19 protein-coding genes are annotated in these 21,930 nt (G+C 44.3%); 3 read left to right on the forward strand and 16 right to left on the reverse strand.

Features of this window, described 5'->3' with window-relative positions:
* Positions 1–118: 118 nt before the first annotated feature.
* Both MUB35_RS06395 and MUB35_RS06400 read right to left on the reverse strand, forming a co-directional pair.
* Positions 119–2,353: a beta-L-arabinofuranosidase domain-containing protein gene (locus MUB35_RS06395; protein ID WP_244805923.1), complete on the reverse strand. Its 2,235-nt coding sequence runs from the start codon at positions 2,351–2,353 to the stop codon at positions 119–121.
* Between the two features lie 15 nt (positions 2,354–2,368).
* Positions 2,369–3,622, reverse strand: coding sequence for a dicarboxylate/amino acid:cation symporter (locus MUB35_RS06400; RefSeq protein ID WP_033139359.1), 1,254 nt, complete (start codon positions 3,620–3,622; stop codon positions 2,369–2,371).
* A gap of 240 nt (positions 3,623–3,862) precedes the next feature.
* Here MUB35_RS06400 and MUB35_RS06405 point away from each other — a divergent pair, with 240 nt between their 5' ends.
* From MUB35_RS06405 to MUB35_RS06415, 3 genes are all read left to right on the forward strand, one after another.
* Positions 3,863–4,762 (forward strand): AraC family transcriptional regulator, encoded by a 900-nt coding sequence (locus tag MUB35_RS06405; RefSeq protein WP_227210401.1) that lies wholly within the window; start codon positions 3,863–3,865, stop codon positions 4,760–4,762.
* A 33-nt stretch (positions 4,763–4,795) separates the two neighbouring features.
* On the forward strand, positions 4,796–5,746 hold the full coding sequence (locus MUB35_RS06410; RefSeq protein ID WP_033139357.1) for an AraC family transcriptional regulator: 951 nt from the start codon (positions 4,796–4,798) through the stop codon (positions 5,744–5,746).
* 168 nt (positions 5,747–5,914) lie between these two features.
* The gene (locus MUB35_RS06415; RefSeq protein ID WP_118743320.1) at positions 5,915–7,165 is read left to right on the forward strand and encodes a uroporphyrinogen decarboxylase family protein; all 1,251 of its coding nucleotides are present in this window, start codon (positions 5,915–5,917) and stop codon (positions 7,163–7,165) included.
* A 71-nt stretch (positions 7,166–7,236) separates the two neighbouring features.
* On the opposite strand, the gene MUB35_RS06420 is transcribed toward MUB35_RS06415, so the two are convergent.
* The 14 genes from MUB35_RS06420 to MUB35_RS06485 all read right to left on the reverse strand — a co-directional run bounded on the left by MUB35_RS06420 (position 7,237) and on the right by MUB35_RS06485 (position 21,929).
* Positions 7,237–7,656: a HipA domain-containing protein gene (locus MUB35_RS06420; protein ID WP_412240103.1), complete on the reverse strand. Its 420-nt coding sequence runs from the start codon at positions 7,654–7,656 to the stop codon at positions 7,237–7,239.
* A gap of 38 nt (positions 7,657–7,694) precedes the next feature.
* Positions 7,695–7,973, reverse strand: a complete 279-nt coding sequence (locus MUB35_RS06425; protein WP_244805924.1) for a transcriptional regulator — start codon at positions 7,971–7,973, stop codon at positions 7,695–7,697.
* Positions 7,974–8,262: 289 nt separating this feature from the next.
* Positions 8,263–8,979, reverse strand: a complete 717-nt coding sequence (locus MUB35_RS06430; protein ID WP_244805925.1) for a DUF169 domain-containing protein — start codon at positions 8,977–8,979, stop codon at positions 8,263–8,265.
* Between the two features lie 166 nt (positions 8,980–9,145).
* Complete coding sequence (locus tag MUB35_RS06435) at positions 9,146–9,937, reverse strand: ABC transporter permease (protein WP_227242591.1); 792 nt, start codon at positions 9,935–9,937, stop codon at positions 9,146–9,148.
* Between the two features lie 11 nt (positions 9,938–9,948).
* On the reverse strand, positions 9,949–10,743 hold the full coding sequence (locus MUB35_RS06440; RefSeq protein ID WP_244805926.1) for an ABC transporter permease: 795 nt from the start codon (positions 10,741–10,743) through the stop codon (positions 9,949–9,951).
* Positions 10,740–11,732, reverse strand: coding sequence for an ABC transporter ATP-binding protein (locus tag MUB35_RS06445; protein ID WP_227210405.1), 993 nt, complete (start codon positions 11,730–11,732; stop codon positions 10,740–10,742). The genes MUB35_RS06440 and MUB35_RS06445 overlap by 4 nt, the downstream gene beginning before the upstream one ends.
* Before the next feature lie 423 nt (positions 11,733–12,155).
* Positions 12,156–12,980, reverse strand: coding sequence for a sensor histidine kinase (locus MUB35_RS06450; RefSeq protein WP_054352139.1), 825 nt, complete (start codon positions 12,978–12,980; stop codon positions 12,156–12,158).
* On the reverse strand, positions 12,964–15,102 hold the full coding sequence (locus tag MUB35_RS06455; protein WP_244805927.1) for a glycosyltransferase: 2,139 nt from the start codon (positions 15,100–15,102) through the stop codon (positions 12,964–12,966). The genes MUB35_RS06450 and MUB35_RS06455 overlap by 17 nt, the downstream gene beginning before the upstream one ends.
* 33 nt (positions 15,103–15,135) lie before the next feature.
* Complete coding sequence (locus MUB35_RS06460; protein WP_244805928.1) at positions 15,136–15,822, reverse strand: response regulator transcription factor; 687 nt, start codon at positions 15,820–15,822, stop codon at positions 15,136–15,138.
* A gap of 33 nt (positions 15,823–15,855) precedes the next feature.
* Positions 15,856–17,538 (reverse strand): ABC transporter ATP-binding protein, encoded by a 1,683-nt coding sequence (locus MUB35_RS06465; protein WP_052098853.1) that lies wholly within the window; start codon positions 17,536–17,538, stop codon positions 15,856–15,858.
* Between the two features lie 3 nt (positions 17,539–17,541).
* Entirely contained in the window at positions 17,542–18,000 is a 459-nt protein-coding gene (locus MUB35_RS06470; protein ID WP_244805929.1) for a lasso peptide biosynthesis B2 protein, read from the reverse strand.
* Positions 18,001–18,020: 20 nt separating this feature from the next.
* Complete coding sequence (locus MUB35_RS06475) at positions 18,021–19,208, reverse strand: nucleotidyltransferase domain-containing protein (RefSeq protein WP_244805930.1); 1,188 nt, start codon at positions 19,206–19,208, stop codon at positions 18,021–18,023.
* 34 nt (positions 19,209–19,242) lie between these two features.
* Entirely contained in the window at positions 19,243–21,315 is a 2,073-nt protein-coding gene (locus tag MUB35_RS06480; protein WP_244805931.1) for a CotH kinase family protein, read from the reverse strand.
* Positions 21,312–21,929: a VanZ family protein gene (locus MUB35_RS06485; RefSeq protein WP_054352124.1), complete on the reverse strand. Its 618-nt coding sequence runs from the start codon at positions 21,927–21,929 to the stop codon at positions 21,312–21,314. Before MUB35_RS06485 ends, MUB35_RS06480 begins: the two co-directional genes overlap by 4 nt.
* Position 21,930: the final 1 nt, after the last annotated feature.

Below are 21,930 nucleotides of genomic sequence, written 5' to 3' on the forward strand. Positions count from 1 at the left end.
TTTTTCCGGAATCACGTCTGTGCCGGCACACTTTGCATAAAAAGGTACTGCCATTTCTGTGTACAAATTACAGGCCGCCGGAATCTCTCCCGGCGGCCTGTATCTCTTACCTGTTTCATTATTTCATAAAATACACATGATACTTTTCATGGTCTATCTCAGCCAAAGGAACAAACCTGCGCTGTCCCTCGGTAAACTCCAGACACTTTCCATTCTCCGTCCTTCTCATTTTCTGCAGATCCGGCAGCGGTCGGAACGCCTCTTCCTCTGAAACCTCTGCCAGTATATACGGTCCGTATGCCAGACTTCTAAACTTCCGGTTGTCCGGGGATACGATTTCTCTCATGGTATAGATTTCACGGACTATAACGGTCGTTTCCTGATTCCAGTTTCTTCTGATATGGATATAGCCGTCCGCTGCCGCCTCCCTGTAGATTTCTTCCCCTATCCGGATCTCAAAACCGTCTGTCCACCCGGGCACACGAAATGCTGCCTCTTTATCCCCATATATCCTGACTGTAAAGCGGATAACTCCGCAGGTTTCTTCTGTCTGTTCTATATGGATTTTATCTGTTTTCAAAACAGACGGGATATAGAGATTGATATACACAGACTCCTGACTATCCATATAAATATCTTCCATATACCGGAATCTGCTCTCCAGCCCTGTTCCGTGGCAGCAGGTATTTTCCTCTGTGCTAAACTCCTTCTGTCCGCCCGGACGAAGGGGCATGAAATAGGTGGTTCCTCCGTCGTATGCATGGCTCATGGATGAAAGAACATGATTGCAGAGAGTATTCTCATAGTAATCCATCCTGCTGCCCGCAGGCTTCATACGAAACAGCCCGGAGGTCAGTCTCAGCATATTGTAGCTGGCACAGCTCTCCGCTGACTTGTCTGTGAGATAGTCTGTGAGATGACCGGCCATATGGAACATCTCTGTCTCACCGGTCCCGCCGATGGTGTAGACATGGCCTTTTGTAACCATATCCCAGAAGTTCCGGGCAATGTCCAGATACCGCGTCTCACCCTTAGCCTTATACATTTCCAGCGCGCCGATAATCTGGGGAATATGCTGGTTGGCATGCATATCCTTCAGCGTATCCACATTTTCCGCCATGGGATAGAACAATTTCTCATTGCGGAAATATTCCGCTGCCCTGTAATAACGTTCCTTCCCGGCTTTCTCATACAGTTTTACCAGGATTCCGATCATTCCTCCGAATTCACCTGCAATGTACATGGACCACATCCTGTCACGCTGTTCCTTTGTCAGAACAGAAAGCCTTTCGTACACCCAGTCCCCCATACGCTGCAGAAGCTCCAGCGCCTGATGATTTTCTCCAAGGGTACAGCAGTCGTACAAACCCGACATGATCTTATCCAAAGTATAGTACGGCGCCCAGATGGTGGGATATGTGGTGTATTCCTCCAGAAGGTCGAACTGCTCCTCCCCGTATGCGCTGAGGAAACCTTTATGCCATCCCTTTTCTTCCAGCGCCTTCTGACAGTGGAACAGGCCGGATACCATGTAATCCATTTTCTTTTTCAGCACTTCATCCCCGGAAGCGCTGTAGGAAAGGGCGAGTGCGGATAAATAATGTCCTGTGGTATGCCCTTTCAGATTACACTCCGGTGCGTCCCAGCCGGTCATAGGCTGGGCGCCCTTTGTATCCAGTCCGGCTGCCGCGCGGAAATTATACAGCATCTGGTCATCGTCTGTTTTCTTCAGGAATTCTGCCATCTTCTCCTGGGCTTCATAAAACATACTTCCCGGCTTTAAGGTTACACTTCCTGCCGGAAAAGAAACCAGAATCTCTTTATCCCGGACTTTATTTTCCACACTTTTCTTCTTCTCATAGTGGATTTCCGCCAGCGCTTTTTTCTCCGTATCTTCCGCTGCGCCGCATACGCACAGGATTCCTTCTTCCTTTTTCGGTTCGTACGCATCCCACATAACAGGAAGTGTGACGGCATCCCCGTTTTCCTCCAGTACAATGACAACGGGAGGCAGCTCTGCCCTTTTTCCCGGCTCTGCATGGACAATCACTTTTTTTATCTCTTTGACCCGGACTTTTCTGGGTTCCTCCAGAACAGTGGCTTCAAAAACCCGGCTTGCTCTGCTTCCCAGGTATTTTGCTTCTACCTGCAGGGTCACTTTTCTGTTGCCGACGCCAAAGGTGGGCCTTGTCACTTTTCCGTCATGGCTGATAAAGAGAATCTCCTTTGACTCCCATTGAAAAGAAGAGCCGTTTCTCCCCTTTAAAGGCAGTTTCAGATCCGCGTCCACGGTATTCAGATTCCCTATGTAAATCTCTTCCAAATCTTTTTTTACAATTTCTGTCTCTGTCATATTTCCTCCTGAAATTTATACCTCTGCCGGTGTGAACACTTTTGCCTTCACCCAGTCTCTGCCTTCTACAATTTTAGCCACCAGCATGGCAAGGGCCGGGTCACCTGATACACTTACCATGGTACAGAACGGGTCTGTCAGGGTCCCCATGATGACAATAACGGGAATGACCGTTGTGGGGAAGCCAAATGCTGTACATATGAACATTTCACCGATGAAACCGCCGCTCGGTATGGTTCCCACAATGATGCCGCTGATAACTGCCACCAGAACTGCTTTCACCATCTCCTGCGGTCCCATTTCCATATGGAAGACCCCCAGAAGAAACGCTATTTTTACTATCTGTACTGCAATGACACCGTTTTTGTGCATGCTTGCCCCAAGGGGGATGACAAGGCTGCTGACCTCATCCGGGATTCCCATTTTCTTAGATGCCAACAGATTCAGAGGAATACAGGCTGTACTGCTGCAGGAACCGGCTGCGGTTGCGGCAGGAAGCCAGATTTCTTTCCAGTATCTGCAGAGACCTTCTTTCCCGCCTCCCAGAAACGGCATAATGATTCCAAATGCCACAAAAAACAGAATACAGAATCCCACATAGATCACTGACATTCTCGCCACGGAACCGATGATCTGACTGCCTGTCTTTCCGATCAGTGTAGCAAAATAACAGGCAATGCCCACCGGAGCATAGAACATTACAATAGAAACCATCTTACCAAGGGCTTCGCTTAACGCCTCAAACAATGTGACCACCGGTTTCCCCTTCTCCCCAATACAGGCAACGGAAATACCGAAGAGAATGGCAAATACAATCAGTGCCATCATGTTGTTGATAGACAGCAGATCCACAAAATCAGAGGTAGTGAAGAGATTTACCAGATTCAGCGAAGTGTTTCCCGCATCCACAGCCTCATCAAAGACCACACTCACACCCTTGGCAGGGTCAAAGATCTGAACCGCGATAATGCCAAGGGCTGAAGTGATGATTCCCCCTCCCACTACCACTGCAAAGAAAACTCCCAGGACTTTTCCCAGCTTTTTCAGATTCCCCATGTTTGCAATAGAATTTGCGATTGAGACAAATACTACTGGTACGATCAGGCAGAATACCATATTCAGAAAAATATCTGCCAGCGGCTGCAGAACGCCTGCCTTCTCACCAAGAAACACGCCCAGCAGCGCTCCCACTACCACACCCATCAATAAAATGATGGAAAACTTGTAGTTCTTTAAAATTGTTTTCCATTTCGCCTGTGACTTCTCCATAATAAATTGACCTCCTGAAATATTATCTTTTTTGTTTTCCGTCTTGGCTTTTGCTGATGGACTTATTATAGTATGACATTTTCGACAGGAAAATGGCAGAATATGACCTTTTATATGACAATACAAACCTGATTTATATAACAAAATTGATTATTTCTTGTTTTTCTCTGGAACAAATGATAAAATCATACAATAAATGTTGTCATACGGGCGAAGAAACCCTTATTTTAACGAAAGGTCATGAACACTATGTACATCCACTTTACCTGTCCGCCTCTGCCGCATCTGATCGTGGGCGGAATGTCCATTTACCGCAAGGGGGACCGCCATGAACGGCGAATGATCCACAATACTTTTGATTTGATCTATGTAAGAGAAGGTGTTCTATATATGGAAGAGAAGGGGAAGCAGTTTACCGTGCAGGAAGGAGAATTCCTGATTCTGGTACCGGAACGAACCCATATGGGATACCGTCACTGCACGGAAGATACTGTTTTTTCCTGGGTGCATTTCTATACAGAGGGAGCTTTTTCCTACTCAGATGCCCCGGCTGTCAATCTAAGTGACAAAATGAACAAAAATAAATATTACCAGAAAGAGCAGTTCCACGTCTCTCTCCCGCAGTTTGGATTGATTCCGGAGGGATACAGAGAAAAGCTTCTGGGATATCTGGACCAGATTTCCCTTGTAAAAATTGACAGATACAATCAGCAGAAATTATTTTTTGACTCTGTATCATCCCAGATTGAATACCAGATTCTCTTTATGAATATACTGGCACTCATCTGCAGCTGCAATGACCAGCCAAGAGAGAAAACACTGGCAGAAGAGATTTATGAGTATCTGTGTGCCAATTACCGGCAGCCATTCAGTCTGACGGAACTGTCACGGCAGTTTTCTTTCCATCCGGCATACATCACGCGCTGCATAAAGAAAAAATACCAGCTGACTCCGCTTCAGCTTCTCACAAGGATCCGCATTGAGGAGGCCCAGAAGCTGCTTGGCACTACACAGCTCCATGTAAATATCATTGGCGAAAATGTGGGCTATTCAGACCCTGCTTATTTTTCCAAACAATTTAAGAAGGTGACAGGCATGACAGCCCTTGAATACCGTTTGAACCACGAACGCCATGTTTAATAGAATCTGTAAATCAATAGAAAGAAGCACATTATGGACAATACGCAAAAACCAAAAGTAGAATTCAGATATTACGACACTCTGCCTCAGCTTCCCATATATTTTCTGACCGGGAACAACTGGCTGAACTGCGTCGGGACACGGACCGCATGCCTTCATTTTCATAATCTGATGGAAATCGGCTACTGTTATAACGGGAACGGAAATCTGCTGCTGGGCGATCAGGCCCTCAAAATCGAATCCCATATGATTTCCGTAATCCCTCCCAATTATCCCCATTCCACAGACAGCATTCCCGGCAGTATCATCACCTGGGAATACCTCTTCATAGACATAGACAAATGTCTGGAACCCGTCTATGGAAATGATAAATCCAGACTGAATTATATGAAAAAACTGATCACACAGAAGGCGCATTTTATCCATGCAAAAGAATATCCGGAAATTGCCGCTGCCTTTCGTATCATTCTCCACGAAATGCTGGTGCAGAAGGAATACAATACATATATCGTAAAAGGCATGGTATTTTCCCTGCTCATGAGGATTGCCCGGCTGACATCTTCTGAGATGGATGACGCGCTTTTATCCCGCAGTAAGCCTTTGGATGTGGAGAATGTAAGCCAGATCAAACCGGCACTTGATTACATCCGCAGCCATTATCAGTCCCCAATCAGGATTCAGGACCTGGCTGATGCCTGCAGCATCAGTGAGACGTATTTCAGAAAAATTTTCAAGGCATTTATGAATACCTCTGCTCTTGACTATATCAATAAGATAAGAATCCTGAATGCCGCTGACTCCATGCGCAGCACAGACTGCTCCATTCATGAGATCATCTCAAAATCCGGCTTTACATCGGAATCTACATTCAACAGGAATTTCAAGAAATATATGGGGGACTCCCCAAAACAATGGAGGGAAAAATACGCGGGGCAGGAACGGCAATTGAAAGATTTCGATATATATCTTGAAAACGGCTGGTAAACTTCCGGTATAATATTGAAAAATACCGGTATATCATTTTATCGGCAGTGATGATACGGCAGATGTTTTCTGAATATTTATTTAATACAAATAAAGCAGTCAATCCTTTTCTTTTGTGATACAATAAAAGTATGAACAATTATTGTGCTATACAAAGGAGGATTGTATATGAGCACTACAGAACAGTACCAGCAAAGAATGAAACGAATCGACGAGGCACTTGCGGTAAAGGAACCTGACCGTGTACCTGTAATACCCTTTGTCCAGACCTATTCCGTTACTCATTCCGGCCACACCATGGCGGAGGCCATGTATGATTCGGCGGTCATGCAGAACGCACTCCGCCAATATCTGAAGGATTACGAACCGGATGCCAACTATGGCTACTCCCCGTTTTTCTGCGGACTCGGGCGCTGCTTTGAGCTGACAGGAATCACGTTCCTGCAGTGGGCCGGACAGCAGGGCGGCGTCTGTACCGAAAATTCCATCCATCAATTTGTGGAGAAGGCGTATCTGGGCGATGATGAATATTCAGAGCTTCTGACAGACCTGACCGGCTGGATCATGAAGAAATACCTTCCCAGGAATTTTAAACTGCTGGAGCCTATGGCAAAGATGTCCTTCGGCGGAATGCTGGGATACGGCGCTCTCCCCGGAATGATGCAGTTTGCAGACCCGGAAATTGCTGAGATGTTCATAAAACTGGGGGACGCCGCCAAAATGATCTCCCGGTATTACGGGGAGGCCCATAACTTTGACGCGGAAATGATGGAGGCCGGCTATCCCCTCTTTTTCAAAGCCACCACTACCTGTGCCTTTGACATGTTAAGCGACTGTCTCAGAGGTACGCTGGATACCATGGCCGATCTGTACGAACAGCCGGAGAATGTCCATAAAGCCATTGACTTCTTCTACCCCGGCACCTTATATGGAGCGCTTTCCCAGGCCGAAACTTCCAAGGGAAAAGTGGTCTTCATTCCTCTGCACAAAGGGCTTGACGGTTTTATGGGAAATGAGCAGTACAGAGAATTTTACTGGCCGACTTTAAAGGCTCTGGTAAATGATCTGGCTGCTGCCGGACAGATTCCCTACGTCTACACAGAAGGAAAATATGATTCCCGGCTTGAATTCTTGTCAGAGCTTCCCGCCGGAAAGTGCCTGGTGCACTTTGAAAACTGTGATATGAAGGAGGCAAAACGGATCGTCGGAAAGAACTGCTGTATCTCCGGCGGATTTGACGGAAGAATCCTGGAGACAGGAACACCGGAACAGGTGACAGACGCGGTCAAACGCCTTCTGGATGTCTGTGCTCCGGACGGCGGATATATCTTTGATGTGAATACGACCATTGATTATGGGGTGAAGCATGAGAATGTGCTTGCTATGTTTGATGCGGTTAAGACTTATGGGAAATATTGACATATAAAGTATCCAAAGAGAGGTATGGCACCTTGCCGCCATACCTCTCTTCACTTCCATGTTTCCCTGCATCATATTCTATATTTCCCAAGCATCTGATTCACACATTCCTGGATTTCTTCTGCAAGCTCTCTGCATTTATTCCTGCTCATTCCTGCTTTCGTCCCTACCTTTATCAATTCTTTCATGCCCGGATCTGATCCATTTTCATCAACAGTTGTTGTATGTTCCCCATAATAGGTACTGCTGTAAGTCAGATCATATGCAGGGCTAAGACACCATTTTTCCTTATTCTCATCGTACAAATATGTGAAATTCTTAGAATGGTTATCCCGGTTATGAGCAAATACATTAAAGCACATTCTGCGATACATATTCTCTATATCTTCCGGGCTGTCCCTGGTAATTATTTTTGTCAGTTTCATCAAACTGTGATAATCCAGGCTGGGCTGCGTAAAATCCAGTTCTAAAAGTGCTGCCGCAGTACACATATGCACTCTGGACGCTCCGCGGTCAAACTTTCAAACATTTATTTTCTGTCATGAATAACCTCCTCTATACTTTGATAAGGGACCTCCGCAAATATATTCCTTATCTCATCAGCCAGATCAAGTGCTATAGAAATTCTGGTAAGAGAGAGCAGCGATATATTGCCAGTAGATTCAAACCTTTTGACAGAACCCAAACTTACACCACTGATCTCACTGAGACGCTCCTGGGATATTCTGCGTCTTCTTCTGATATTTCTTATACGTTTTGCTAAATTTTCATTAATTTCCTCTGCAGTCTCCCATATAAACTTTTCCATTCCGGCCTCCTGACCATATCTTAATTGCAGATACTACGAAACATAATTTATTATAGATATTATATTAGCCATTTTTTAATTATTTTAGTCTTTTTAGATAATATATTATCTATTATATCATATACTCGATTTTTATCCAATGCAAAAAAACTGACCGTCGGGCAGTATACTTGTACAAACCCGTAGAGTTTGCTGAAAAAATCCGACAAAAAGGAACGTTCATCCGAACGCCCCTCTTTTACACTAATCACTTTCTCCCTTTCCTGTATTCTATATAAACGGTTATTTTTTATATCCTCTCTGACAAGCGCAGCCAGGTCTCCTTCGTCAGGAAACTCTCCTCCACCTGTTCCTCCATCTCCAGATACCTGTGATACGGAATGCTGAAGGACAGCAGCTCCTTGCTGACACATTTGCGCGCCGACGGGTCAGTGAGGCCAATGGTACATTTTCCATTTCCCTCCTCCTCACCATTCAGAGCATAGAGAACCGCCTGTGCACACCCTGCACCGAACTTAATCTGTACATTATCCTGGGTTGGCCGGTCATAGTTGGCAAGTGTTGCAAGGGCGGAAAGCTGGTCTGCATTTACCAGGAAGACAACAGCCTCCGGCTTTTCGTCCTCCTTAAGATCGTTGAGTGGTTTTAATATGACATATCTTTTTGCTTTTACTTTTGGGATGCTCTCTATATATTTTCTGGCCAGTTCAGGACTCTTTTTATAGAATTCGCCCGGTTTTGGTCCCACACCTCCGGTGGAAAGAAAATATTCAATGGTGCCCGGCTCAAAACTTTTGAAGCCCAATCCGACCTTACCGCCCTGGCAGGTGGTTGTTTCCTCGCAGAACGCCGCAGTCCTGCCCTTTGACGCAGCCGACAGCATGGCTATGGCACAGCCCCATACGCCCTCCTTAAAATGAATGGCACCGTCGGGCATTTCGTGGGATTTCAGAACTGCCACGGGGTGGCTCTGCAGTTTGATCGCCTCTTGCATTTTGCTCTTCATAAAAATTTACCGCCTTCCCTCTGAAATATAATGTACATGCTCCGTAACTAACCAGCAGGCTGAATAGTTACCATACTTCTTATATTTACATTATACCTGTTTTGGGCGCTGCATGTAAGCCTGTCTGTGCTTATTTTTCCTGCACATGCAACAGGAGCTCAATGACTCAGGAACTCACACTGTCATACCTTCTCAACCCCGTTTTCCACATCACAACCGTCACCATCGTAAAACATGCCAGCACAATCCCCTCATGTGCTGCCATCTTCCACGAAAACCTCCCCAACAGAATCAGAGACGGATAGGTAGCGATGATACCATAGGGCAGCACATAATAAAACACAAATTTATATGCCCCGTAAAACACGGTCCCCGGTATCTGCATACACAGATCCAGACCACTCATTTCTATCTGCAGGACTCCATCTGAAGACACCGTAAAAAATGCCAGTGACCGTATGATCACCTCCAGCTCATAAAACAAAACCGTCATCATTCCCACAGACACCGCATATCCCGATACACTGCTGATAGTCACGTCCGCTCCCGCTGCATTTATCCCATAAAGAATGATCGCAATGCTGAAAATAACAAGCGGCAAAGCCCCGGGATTCACCTGTTCAAAGGTCAGTCTGAGCAGCGGACTCACAGGTTTTGTCAGATACAGATCAATCTCCCCTGTCCTGATTTTTTCCGGTATAGAGTTGACTCCGAAGAAGTAAATACTCATGTTGAGAGCATTGATAAGGGAAAATGTTCCGATAAAAAGTATCATGTCCCCCTGCCCCCAATTTCCGATTCTGTCCACCTTTGAGTAAATGGCCTGAAACACCAGAAGCTGTATCACGAATAAACTCCCATCCACGAAAAACGGCCCAAAAAAACCAAGGCGGAACATCATGACTCTCTCAAATCTTAATTTTACCAACGCTTTTATCAATCTTATATTATCTTTCATCACTGCCCCTCCTATATTCCTGCCCCGTCATATTTCACCCTGTACCTACTATAAACATTCCTTGAGAGAAGCCAGATTCCAAAATTCCATCCCAGCATAACAAACACCCCTCCAACGGCTTCCTCCCCATTTCTCCCGATCAGCAGCATAGACGGCAGATAGGCTGTATAATAAAAAGGAAGGATCTGCATACATTTCACGACCATTTCCGGCAGGAGTGCCAAGGGTATGAGGGATCCTGTGATCAAAGCCATGATATTCTGCTTTATCATTAAAAATGTTGAGATTTCCTCAAACCGAAATGTCAGGATCCCCAGAAAATAACTGAGCTGCGCCATAAAAAGCAATCCCAGAAAAGCAATCAACAGCGCGCACAGAATGATAGCAACATCAGAGGTAATGTCTATTTTTATCCCAAATACCAGGCCGATCAGAAAGATTGCCGCCACATCCAGCACGATATGGGGCAATATGGAACCTGCCTCCATAGCCAGAAAATATTTGTCGGTATCCATAGGTACTGCCATATATTTCGTAAAAGTCCCGTTTCTTATCCCCAATGTGATGTCCCCGCTTATCTTTTCCGATATATCAATCTGTGTAAAAAAAGCACTGAGCAGATAATAAGCCATCATACTGTTCTGCGTAAATCCCGCTACTGTTTCCTTGTCCCTGAATATCACACCCCAAAGCAGCGAAGCAAATATGATTTTCATTACTATAGAAATAAAGCCGAATATCAGATCCGCCCTCCACATAAGTTTTACCTTCAAGTATACCTTCGCGACTTCCAGATATTTTTTCATGCCCTCACCCTCACATCTGAATAGATTCTTTCCACAACCTTGCCGATTTCCTCCTCATCCAGAGAGATATCTCTGGGCTTATAGCGCATAAAGTATTCCAGGATCCCGCCGGAGTCCTCTTTTGGTATCTCATATACTTTCTTATAACCGTTGTCATCCAGAATCCTGCATTTCCCTGCAAATGCCTCCGGAATCTCGATCTCTGTCAGACTGTCAAATACCAGCGTTATCTTTTTATTGTTCTGATAACGTTCAAAAAGCTGTTCGGTGCCGCCATCGTATACCTTTGTTCCGTGGTTGATGACAACAGAACGGCCGCACAGGGATTTGATATCTTCCATGTAATGGGAGGTTAAGAGGATCGTCGTCTTTCTCTCCCGGTTCACTTCCTTCAGATACTTCCGGATCTGCATGCCTGCCACCGCATCCAGGCCTATGGTAGGCTCATCCAGAAATAAGATTTTAGGATTGTGGAGCAGAGCAGCGAGAAGTTCCATCTTCATCCTCTCCCCCAAAGACAGGGTTCTTACCTGCACATCCATAAGGTCTTTGATGCCGAACAGTTCTATAAAATAATCCCTGTTCTTTTCATATTCCTTTTCCGACAAATGGTACATCTCCTTAAAAAGATGAAGGGTATCCCCTGCTGTCAGCTCGAAAAACAACTGGCTCTTCTGTCCCATCACCAGGGCATACTGCTGCCGGAAACGTTTCTCCAGTTTGTTTGGATAATACCCCAAAACACGGATGGAACCGCTGGTAGGCGCAATGATACCTGTTAGCATTTTCACTAACGTCGTCTTGCCTGCCCCGTTCCGGCCTATCATACCTATAAATTCGCCCTCCTCTACACATAAATCAACATGGCTGACTGCTGCCTTTTCTTCATATTCCCTTCGGAACAGGCCTTTCAGACTGCCCTTTATTCCCTCCGGTTTTATATACCTTCTGTAAACCTTTGTTAAATCCTCTGCTTCTATCACATTCATATTTATCTTCCTTTCTCATCTTTAAGGCCTTTGCCCTTATTCTTCCCGGTTGTGCAGTGTCCCGAAGGTTCTGCCATAAAGACGACTTTTCTATATAAAAAACTCATGGCCTTTTGCTTACATTAGTACGCAAACAAAACCATGAGTATATGAAAAAAAGCACAGCAAAAAAACATGCTGTGCCCTCACTTTCCTTTTGGTGTGGTTTGCTGCGTGTAAGCAAAATAAATCTGCACAACAACAAAAGAGTCATTCATACAACAACCCTTCTGCCTATTTGGTTATACATTCCGATTTATTTACTTGACGCAATAGACAAACACACACCTCCTACTTCATTTTAATAGTTATATTAACCTATGGCCTCCCATATGTCAATGATTCCTTATCTTTTCTGTGCCTCATAATCCTTCCGCCGGGAGATCAGACATTACAGGATTCATTCACCACCGGAAGATATATCATAAAACAACTTCCCCTTTCCAATTCGCTCATACATGTGATTTTCCCTCCATGCTTTTCCACAATACTTTTTACAATGGAAAGTCCCAGCCCGCTTCCGGATGTGCCGGATGGGGTTCTTGCATCAGACACCATATAAAGCCGTTCAAAAATCTTATCCAAATCTTCCCCTGTCATTCCAATTCCGGTATCTTTTATATAAATCGCAGCACAGGGACCGGCATCCTCCTTCGCTTTTGTCATAAAGGCCCCCAATGTAATAGATGCCCCGGCAGGTGAATACTTGGCAGCATTAATAAGAAGGTTATCCAGCGCCCTTGTCATTTTTCCGCTATCCATACGCACTACACAGGTAAGAGATGGGGAGACATCAAAATTCAGTTTTTTATCCTCATACCTTGCATCCATCTCTGCCATGTAAAAATATTCCTCCAAAAACTGGCCTAATGGAATGTCAGACATATCAAATGATTCCGCTTTATTATCCAGACAGGTAAGATAATATAAATCCTGGATCAGGTTTTCCAGGATTTTCGTCCGCTCATGAAGAAGGCTGCCGATTTGCCGCAGCTCGTCTTTATCTGTTTCCTCTTCTGTGCTGACGGTCAGAAGATAATCCACGGCGCTTCGTATTGCTGTAAGCGGTGCTCTCAGATCATGTGATATATTTTCCAGCATTTTTGTCCTTTTCTCTTCTGATTTTCTCAGTTTTTCATTTGCAACCAACAGTTTTGCTGAAAGTTCTTCTATAACGTTGAGCTCCGGCTCGCTAAACTTTTTTCGCATCTCTCTCTCCTGGAACTTGCTTTATAGCCATTTCATAATCATTGATCCAATCAACTCTGTGTACTCCTTTTGCAGGTGCTTCACCGACATACAGCATGATCATCTCTTCCAGCTTTTCAAATACCGGGCTGTAATCTGTCTTATGCTTTGGCAGCTCTTTCTTTAATACTTCTCTTATCTTTTCACCTGCTGCGCGGGCATTTTCCGCATAATACAGATAATCGCACGATTTCAGCGTATTATATGTCTCCTTCACCTTGTGATGATTATTGCCTAAGACAATACACGGAGTTTTCGTGATGACAGCAAAAATCATTCCATGGAGCCGGTCCGTAACTGCCAGCCGTGATCTTCCGAAAAGCCTCCACTTCCTGACCAGCTGGTTTTCCCGTTCTTTGCTTGTGATCTCTTTTCCCATGACTGTATCTGTAATATGTATTTTTCCTGCTGCCTTCTCACAACACGCCTGCAGATACTTTTTTTCATCTGCATTCAAAGCACTCTCCGCGTCAGAACGGAGACAAAGAAGAATCCCCTCTCTTTTTTCTGACACACAGAAGGAAGCATCAAGAGAAGCCACAATATCGATCATTTTAACAGCAGGAGACCGAAAATTCTGCCTCATCTGCTCGTATGAGACGGAATCCCTGGCTAACAGAAGAAGTCTCCTGCACCGGTCATATACCCTGCGGCTTGCCAAACGGGCATTTTCCCCCTTCTCATCTTCTGTAAAATAGACTGTCTGGGGAAACAGGATGATTGAATTTTTATAAAATTTTTTCATTACTTTTCTGCGGAACACCTCTGCAAAAGGATATAAATTTCCAAGATTGCCTCCCCCCTGACAAAATATCAGGTCGTTTTTATGTATTTCTCTTCCCAGTTGAAAGACTGCGTCTGAAGTATCCCATGCGTCAATCACATGAACCTGCAAAAAAGGATACTTTTCGGATAATTTTGACAAAAAGACCTCCTGTGCATAAGCAATGGCATGATCTCCGAGATTGTCGAAACAAGGAAGCTCAAAGGAAAAAATCCTGGTGGTTTTACCTGGTTTCAACTCAAAATCAAACTGTCTGCTCATGCGGCAGACACGTCTGCAGACTGCGGCTGCCTTTCCAAAAACAGGACGCATTTTTTCCGTACACTTTTTTATCACCTTATATCCTTCAAATATAAAATGAGGAAGTGCATAAATACGGACCAGCTGCTTATCTTTTTTCCCGATATAAGGATTCTCATCCAACCGCCTCTTATGACTGAGCAGATATTTTTTTGCAGTATTAACGCCTTCCGGGTCCTCCAGTACATAACCGCCGCTGATAAATGAAAAAATATAGGGGAGCATTTCTGCCTGTGACATCATTTCCAGATCAGCATACCCTTTCTGATGAAAATAAGTAATTCTTTCCATCTGTCCCCACAGGCTGTCCCGGCAGTTTCTGTGCCATTTTGCTTCAGAGACATGGTAAGAAATACTGTCCTCCCTTATCTGGTAATAATAAAGATATTCGGGAATCCGGCATATCCTCTCTGCTCTGTCAAAGAGCAGATACGTAGCTGCCACATCTTCATAATTACGCCCTGCAGGATAGCGGATACCGGAGAATAATTCCCTTTTGTAAAGCTTATCCCATGCATAACTCTTCATATCCCTATCCCTGACCAAAAGTTCAAGAGCCTCCCCGGATGTATAGACTGCCTCCTCATCTATAATAGGCTCCTCCAGTATAAGCTTTTCTTCTTTTTCCGTATAGTGTCCGCAGACAGCAATATCTGCATCATTCCTTTTCATACTGTCATAAAGTATGCCGTACATATCCGGATGAATGTAATCATCGCTGTCTACAAATCCAATATAGCGCCCTGCAGCTATGTCTATTCCCGCATTTCTTGCGCTTGATAACCCGCCGTTTTCCTTGTGTATCACAGTTATCCGCTCATCCGATTCCGCATATTGATCACAGATCTCCCCGCATTGATCCTCTGATCCGTCATCTATCAAAATGATCTCCAGATTTTTGTAGGTCTGTGCCTGGATAGAACGGATACACCTGTCAAGGTATTTTTCTACGTTATAAACCGGAACCACTATGGTTATAAGCTCATTCTGACATGCCATAAGTAAAATCCCCTTCCTGTCCAAATTCAAAAGCTATTTCCTATTTATCCGGTAGCCTTTAGACCAGACGGTTTCGATCAGATCCTTCCGTCCCGTATAATCCACAATCTTTTTCCGCAGTCTCGACACATTCACCATAACTGTTTTTTTGTCTTCCTCCCTGTAACTTCCCCATGTGTATATCCCGATTTCCCTGAATGTAAGCGGTTTATCAGGACATTTTGCCAGACACAGCAGCAAATCATACTCCCTGTTTGTCAGGGGAATCTCTTCCTGCATATAAAACACTTTATGGTTTTCCAGATGAATGGACAGAGGAAAAACCTCTATGATATTTTCATCCTTTTTCCTGAGAAGCTGCTGGTGCCTTCGTATATTTGCCACAATACGGAAATATACTTCTTTCAGACTATAAGGCTTTTCTATATAATCATCCGCTCCGCACTGGAAGCCCCTGATCTTGTCCTCCTCTGAAATTTTGCCGGATAAAAATAAAATCGGTACATCTGTCACCTTACGCATCTGCCTGCACAATTGGTAACCATTTAGTTTTGGCATCATCACATCAAGAAGAATACATTCAGGCTTAAATCTTCTCACTGACAACATTGCTGATGTTGAATCTGTACAGATTTCCACCTGAAAATTATTCTTTTCAAAAAATCTCCTGTTCACATCTAATACCTCAGCGTCATCATCCACCAGCAAAATCCGATACATATCTCTTCTCCAACCTTCCTTTACTTTCTGTTCTCAGACTACTTCTCCCAATTTCTTATTCTCTATACAGATTTCCCGGTCACAGTACTGCAGTACTGACCTTCTGTGTGTGATCAGCAGGCAGGTGGGTGCCGGATTCCAGCTTCTGATTCCTTCCAGTACCCTGAGTTCTGTCTCTTCATCCAAAGAAGAAGTTGCCTCATCCAGAATAAGAAACGGTGCCTTGCGCACAAGCGCTCTGGCTATTGCGATACGCTGTGCCTGCCCTTCTGATATTCCGTGCCCCTTTTCTCCGATCACCGTATCAACCCCCTTGGGAAGCCCCGATACAAATCCATCTGCGGAAGCCCCCTTTAAAGCCTCCATAATCTCCTCCTCCGTTGCATCCAGCCGTCCCATACGGATATTTTCGCGGATGGTACCGCTGAATAATGTATTTCCCTGGGGAACATAGGAAATAAAATCTCTTGCACTGGCATTGGCTTTCTCCCTGTCTCCATGAACATTATAAAATTCGATGGTACCTGCCGCTTTATTGGTGAATGCCATGATCAGCCTTACCAGGGTGGTTTTTCCAATCCCGGAGGCCCCTACAATGGCAGTGAATTCTCCCGGCTTAAAATCAATGGATGCCTGGTCAAATACTAAATCCTCCCCATAGCCAAAGGATATCTTGTTTACTCTGACGCCTACCTGGTCTCCCCTGATATTTTCTTCCAGACTTGTTTCTTCCGGAAGCTTTTGGATCTCAATAATCCTTGCCGCGGAAGCGATCATGGATACCAGCTTGGGAATGGACTGGGCCAGATTCACGATCGGAGACTGTATACGGTTCACAAGTGTCAAAAATACTGTCATGGTACCAAAAGTTATTGTATTTCTTGATATACTCACAGCCCCCCAGGCAAATGCAGCCACATAGCCAAACTGAAATGCCAGGCTTAATATGGTGGAGGCAGCCAGACCGGTTCTGTTTTTCTTTAATACCCAGTACAGCCTTTCATCACGGAGCCTGGTAAGCTTTTCCACGGAATAGTCCTCTGTCCGGAAAGATTTCACAATAAGTATATTAGACAGACTCTCCTGGATAAAGGACCGGTATCTGGACTCTGTCTCCTGGACTTTCATCTGTAGTTTTTTCAGTATTCTTCCCAGCCACATGCTGCTCAGTGCTGCGGCCGGTGCGATTGCCAGGGCAAACACCGCCAGTTTCCAGTCAAATACCGCCAGAGTACAAAAAGTAGCCAGAAGCTGTACTGCCAGCTGCAGGATTGAGGGAATGGTCACGGAAATACCATCCGCCACAATTCCCACATCCGTAGTCAGACGCGTCATCAGATCGCCTGTGTGATATTTTGTCACATCCAGCCAGTTTGTATCTAAAATCCTTCTGTACACCTGTTTTCTTATTCCAAATGCGAATTTCTCATATATTACAACCGCAGACAGTGCTCCAATACACATCATGGCCTGACTCACCAGAACGATCAGCACATAGAGAAGAATGACCTTTGTTACCGTATTGCCTGCACTTGCCTGATCCACCATGCGCTTTCCGATCAAAGCCAGTCCGATCGATGCCAGAGATACCATAATATTTAAAAACATGACCAGCGAAAGCTGAGGTATATATGGTTTTGTGTAATTCACGATCCACTTTATGTAAGAAGACTGATTCTCCCAGTCACTTATAAATTTTTTTATCTTCCGCAGCATGGTTTACTCCCTTCCGCATCCTCCTGCACGGAATTTATCCACAATTGCATAATCCCTTCCATCCCCCCCTGTCACATACATTTTTCCGCATCTCAGCCAGGCATGAGCTATCATTTTCCCATTCTCATCCAACCCACAGCCAAGATAAAGGGTGGTTGCAATTTTCTTCCTCCGCAGCAGCTTTTGAGCAGTCAGTGCCCGCACCAGACATTTACTCTCCCATTTTGTTTTTTGACAGACCTGATCCACAGCATAGGAGACTTTTTTTGCATATAGATACTGGGAAACATCCGCCTCTTTGGGAGATTCCTCTCCTTCCGCTCCCCACCTGCACTTCAGCCTTTTCGTATCCATATAAAGGATCTGGAGCCGGAAAACAGCGGAATAGATCCATGCCAGAAAAGTCAGAGACTTGTGTTCATTGTATTTTATAAATCTTATCCCTCTTCTTATCAGGTTCATAAGTATATACTTCCAGTTCTTTATTTTTTAAAATTCAAATGCAGTCTCTGATAAATCATTCTGACTTTTTCGATATTCTCCGGCTCTGCACGCTCCAGATATTTTTTTCTTTCCATACTGCCTTTACGTGTGATCCCCTGAAATGCCCTGCATGTCCAGGCAATGGGCAGCATATACGGAAATTTATCCAGCCATGCATAATGCTCCTTCATATATCCTAAGGCAGGAAAATAATATTTCATTCGCACGGACCTTTTATTTATTTTATCCGAGGTAATTTCCTTGGCAAGCTGTCCCCAGACTCCGTTTTCCCCTTTTCCATAAATCCCACAATCCAGCATATACTCAAAAAGATTGTTATAGAATGTGTCGCCTGCAAGATTATCCAGCCATATGACAGAGAGATTCTTCATTTCTCTTTCAAAATTCAGTAACCCGCATTTTCGCAGCTCTTCCTCAACCAAACGCCTGTCCATTGTCGCTTTATATGCATTTTGATAGATATATATATCCAAAAGATTGCGGATTCCGCAGCCGGTTTCATAGAAATGTTTTGCCATATGGGAAATGAGATAAACATAAAAGTCTTCCTTACTGAATTCATAAGAATACTGCCATCCTTCTTTTTTCTCTGCGCGGAATTGTTTCTTAAAATAGACGGACTGGTTCCTGTCAACGTTCTGATCATATAAAGACCAATGCATTTCCAGCATTAAAAATGGCTTTTTGAAAAAGATCTCATGATGCTTAACCGTCTGATATTTCACAAATCCCAGCTCCTCCACCACTTTCTCTGCCTGTTCAAGGGAATCTTCATATATCATAATGTCTATATCACCCATTTCACGAAATTCCGGTCTTGGATATATATGCTTCATGACAGCACCTTTTAAAACCTGATGCCGGATTTTATTTTCTTCCAATTTCTCCTGGATCTCCCTGACTGCACACACCTGGGACAGTGTTTTTATGGTACTGTTCAACACAAACGGACGCATCTTCTCTGCATCTGCCTCCGGAATATCCAGCTTAAGCAGTGCTCCGAATATCAAATAACAAATCTGTCCTTTTTTCGCTGTCTCCTGCAGTTCTTCCAATGTCACACCCTTTGGCAGAGGCTGCGGAATCCGATCTTCCATTTGAGCATGTATCAGCTCACTCAAATATTCCATGATAACCGGTTTTTCTGATAAATTATCATTTCCCATTTTATCCCCTCCCGTCCCTGTGTATCACAATGCCTCACTTGATCATTTCATCTGTATAATGCAGCATATACTTGCTTCTGTTATTGAAAAAATGGAGTATTTTATCCACTTCATCCGCATAAAAATCATCTTTTACATTGCCGAAGAACCGCTTATAGCTGCTGACTGCCATTTTCTGAATCCTATGTGCGGTCTCATTTACAATCGCTTCTGCTTTTTCTTTCGGAAATATGTCATCTGCCATACGGTACATGGATTCCTTTAGCTGCTGTCTGAATTCTCCGCTTCCAAGCAGGGACTGAAAAAACGCATCCTCCGTGACGCCCGGCTGTAACAGCGTATTGATCGAAGCTGTACTGACCGGCCCTGTGGTTCCGTTATCCATTGTCATATCCATACTTCCCAATACCCAACGCCACCTGCCATCTGCATACCCTCCATTTTCTGAAGATACTGTCCGCCATATACAGGCCTCCTCCTGTCCGTATTGGGCATTGGCAAGATACATATTGGCGCAGAAATAATCAAGATAACTCCGGATATCCATTTCCTGCTTTACTATTTCATACTTTGATGTATCACTCATATCACTGCCTGTCACAAAATTATAAAATTCATCATACAGAGACTGGAATTCCTTTTGATCAGCAGAACCGTTTCGGACAGTCACCACTTCTTCACCTGTTATCCCATACTGTTCTTCTATAAACTCCCGGGTAAAAGGCGCGCGCAGCATATAACCGCCCCAATTTTCCCCGTTTATAAAGACAACACAGGGCATCAGGATATTCGTTCCCACACTGGTCTCTTCAAGCAGTTTATTGGCTGTCAATTCCCGTATTTTGTAGGCATTATCGTATTTGTTCGTCTGTATTGTCAGGGTATTTTCCGTTTTATCAAGAAAGCGCTCCAAAGAAGAGCCTTCCCATCCGCCGCTTCCGGTGATTTGCGCAGAAAACCCTTTTTGCGGGGATGTAATATTCATATCTGTCAGCATAGAAAGATTGACGTCCCCTTCATATGTCATGTCCTTGCCGGATTCAAAAAACTCTATATGGGCCTTCTTCACCCAGCCGTTCCGATAATTTGCTTTTCTGTTATCTTTTCCCTCTCCCCGGGCAAGAGCATCTTCATAGCTTTGCCCCGAGACATACATACCGGTAAAGTAATCAAACAAATCAAGGGGATCGGCTGTAACAGATAAAACCGGCATATTGTTCAAATCACTGCTTCCGCCGACTCCCACATAATAGGAGCGGATCTTTTCTTCACTTCTCCTGCCATCCTCATCTACATAGACAGCCCGGATCACGGTCCCCTTCTGTATGCTGGCAGGCTTAAAATTGTGCTCATATCCGATTCCGTCGGAATCCGCATAGATATAGTCTGAACCACTCCTGTTTTCAATTGTGACAGGTGCTGTATATTTCTCTGACTTTTCCGTGGGAACCGTTCCGTCTGTTGTATAATATATTTCTGTATGATCAGGAGCGGAAATAGTCAACGGAAAAGCAGAATCATAAAAACCTGACGGGACAGAAAATTCCAACTGCTCTTTTTCTTTTTTTTCCGCAGGCTCATTAGCTTCTCCCTTTGTAGCATTCAGATATCCCATGGATATATCTCCGTCTGCCACTCGTCCATAACTCTCATTTTCAGTAAGCTTCGGAACGATCCATGACTGGATACAGGTTCCGTCCGCCTTTACCAGCGACAATAGATTCTCCTTCCCCTCGCCTAATTTTTCATCAAGGTCCAGTGTCAGAAACTTTCCTGCATCCAATCGTGTATGTTTGGTAAGCTCCGCTTTTTTTTCACCATTAACCAAAACAGCAATGCCTGATATATCCAGATCTTCCTTTTCACAGTTATACAATTCTATCCAGCCTGACTGGTTTACTTCATTAATCATCAGCGCTTTTGAAGAACCCGCATACAGACTGCCGTCATCCTCCCCGCTTTCTTCCTGCTGCATTGCCGCGGCAAGTTTTTCCCTCTCCTCCTGTTGTTTTTTTTCTGAATGGATGATAATAAAAATCAATACAGTCAGTGCCAGGATGCTCAGAGCAATGAGAAAAATATCTTTCGTGGAAAATTTTTTCTTCACTTTCTACCTCCTTTGTTTTCATGGCCGGTACAGCCTTTGTACTTTTTACTGTAAACAGCCCAGGCTGCACAAAATATGAGCACTCCCAGAAGACCGCCCGATACGTTTGTAATCATATCTGTCAGTTCAAAATATCCTCTTCCTGTTATCAACTGCAGAGTTTCAATGGTAAAGCTGGTGAGGAAACTGGCGGAACACACCATAAATATTTTTCTGCACATACACTCTTTTCCTCTTATGGCTGCCAGTAAAAATCCCCAGGGAACAAAAAGAGCCACATTTAACAAACTGTATACCCTCTGCTGAAAGCCCATATAATCTCCGGACCAGTTTCCGAAGTCAAGCTCTGTATAAACACCTTTCCTGCTGTTTGGCTCTCTGTTATATAAAGTGACCTGATACATAAAACATGCATATCCCGCAATCAGAAAGAGAACTGCCTCTCTTCTTTTGGAGCCTTCCTTACCTGCCAGCCTGTGAAAAACAAACCAAATAAGATGTATGGCAATGACTGCCGCCAGTACCGTAAGCATCAGTGTCTCTGCGGAAATTCCTTTTAACTGCTGTTTTAACAGGACCAAAAAACAGCGCCAGTATTCTTCTAAATGATTCATT

Source organism: Blautia sp. NSJ-175 (assembly GCF_022867815.1).
GTDB classification, from domain to species: Bacteria; Bacillota; Clostridia; order Lachnospirales; family Lachnospiraceae; genus Blautia; species Blautia celeris.

Bases quoted from the DNA above. Each gene is read 5' to 3' on its own strand.
- MUB35_RS06430 (WP_244805925.1), bottom strand. From the start codon at position 8,979: ATGAAGAGCAAAATGCAAGAGGCGATCAAACTGCAGAGCCACCCCGTG.
- MUB35_RS06395 (WP_244805923.1), bottom strand. From the start codon at position 2,353: ATGACAGAGACAGAAATTGTAAAAAAAGATTTGGAAGAGATTTACATA.
- MUB35_RS06440 (WP_244805926.1), bottom strand. From the start codon at position 10,743: ATGAAAAAATATCTGGAAGTCGCGAAGGTATACTTGAAGGTAAAACTT.
- MUB35_RS06445 (WP_227210405.1), bottom strand. From the start codon at position 11,732: ATGAATGTGATAGAAGCAGAGGATTTAACAAAGGTTTACAGAAGGTAT.
- MUB35_RS06405 (WP_227210401.1), top strand. From the start codon at position 3,863: ATGAACACTATGTACATCCACTTTACCTGTCCGCCTCTGCCGCATCTG.
- MUB35_RS06455 (WP_244805927.1), bottom strand. From the start codon at position 15,102: ATGGCATGTCAGAATGAGCTTATAACCATAGTGGTTCCGGTTTATAAC.
- MUB35_RS06415 (WP_118743320.1), top strand. From the start codon at position 5,915: ATGAGCACTACAGAACAGTACCAGCAAAGAATGAAACGAATCGACGAG.
- MUB35_RS06420 (WP_412240103.1), bottom strand. From the start codon at position 7,656: ATGTGTACTGCGGCAGCACTTTTAGAACTGGATTTTACGCAGCCCAGC.
- MUB35_RS06435 (WP_227242591.1), bottom strand. From the start codon at position 9,937: ATGAAAGATAATATAAGATTGATAAAAGCGTTGGTAAAATTAAGATTT.
- MUB35_RS06465 (WP_052098853.1), bottom strand. From the start codon at position 17,538: ATGCTGCGGAAGATAAAAAAATTTATAAGTGACTGGGAGAATCAGTCT.
- MUB35_RS06425 (WP_244805924.1), bottom strand. From the start codon at position 7,973: ATGGAAAAGTTTATATGGGAGACTGCAGAGGAAATTAATGAAAATTTA.
- MUB35_RS06410 (WP_033139357.1), top strand. From the start codon at position 4,796: ATGGACAATACGCAAAAACCAAAAGTAGAATTCAGATATTACGACACT.
- MUB35_RS06460 (WP_244805928.1), bottom strand. From the start codon at position 15,822: ATGTATCGGATTTTGCTGGTGGATGATGACGCTGAGGTATTAGATGTG.
- MUB35_RS06475 (WP_244805930.1), bottom strand. From the start codon at position 19,208: ATGGGAAATGATAATTTATCAGAAAAACCGGTTATCATGGAATATTTG.
- MUB35_RS06485 (WP_054352124.1), bottom strand. From the start codon at position 21,929: ATGAATCATTTAGAAGAATACTGGCGCTGTTTTTTGGTCCTGTTAAAA.
- MUB35_RS06450 (WP_054352139.1), bottom strand. From the start codon at position 12,980: ATGCGAAAAAAGTTTAGCGAGCCGGAGCTCAACGTTATAGAAGAACTT.
- MUB35_RS06470 (WP_244805929.1), bottom strand. From the start codon at position 18,000: ATGAACCTGATAAGAAGAGGGATAAGATTTATAAAATACAATGAACAC.
- MUB35_RS06400 (WP_033139359.1), bottom strand. From the start codon at position 3,622: ATGGAGAAGTCACAGGCGAAATGGAAAACAATTTTAAAGAACTACAAG.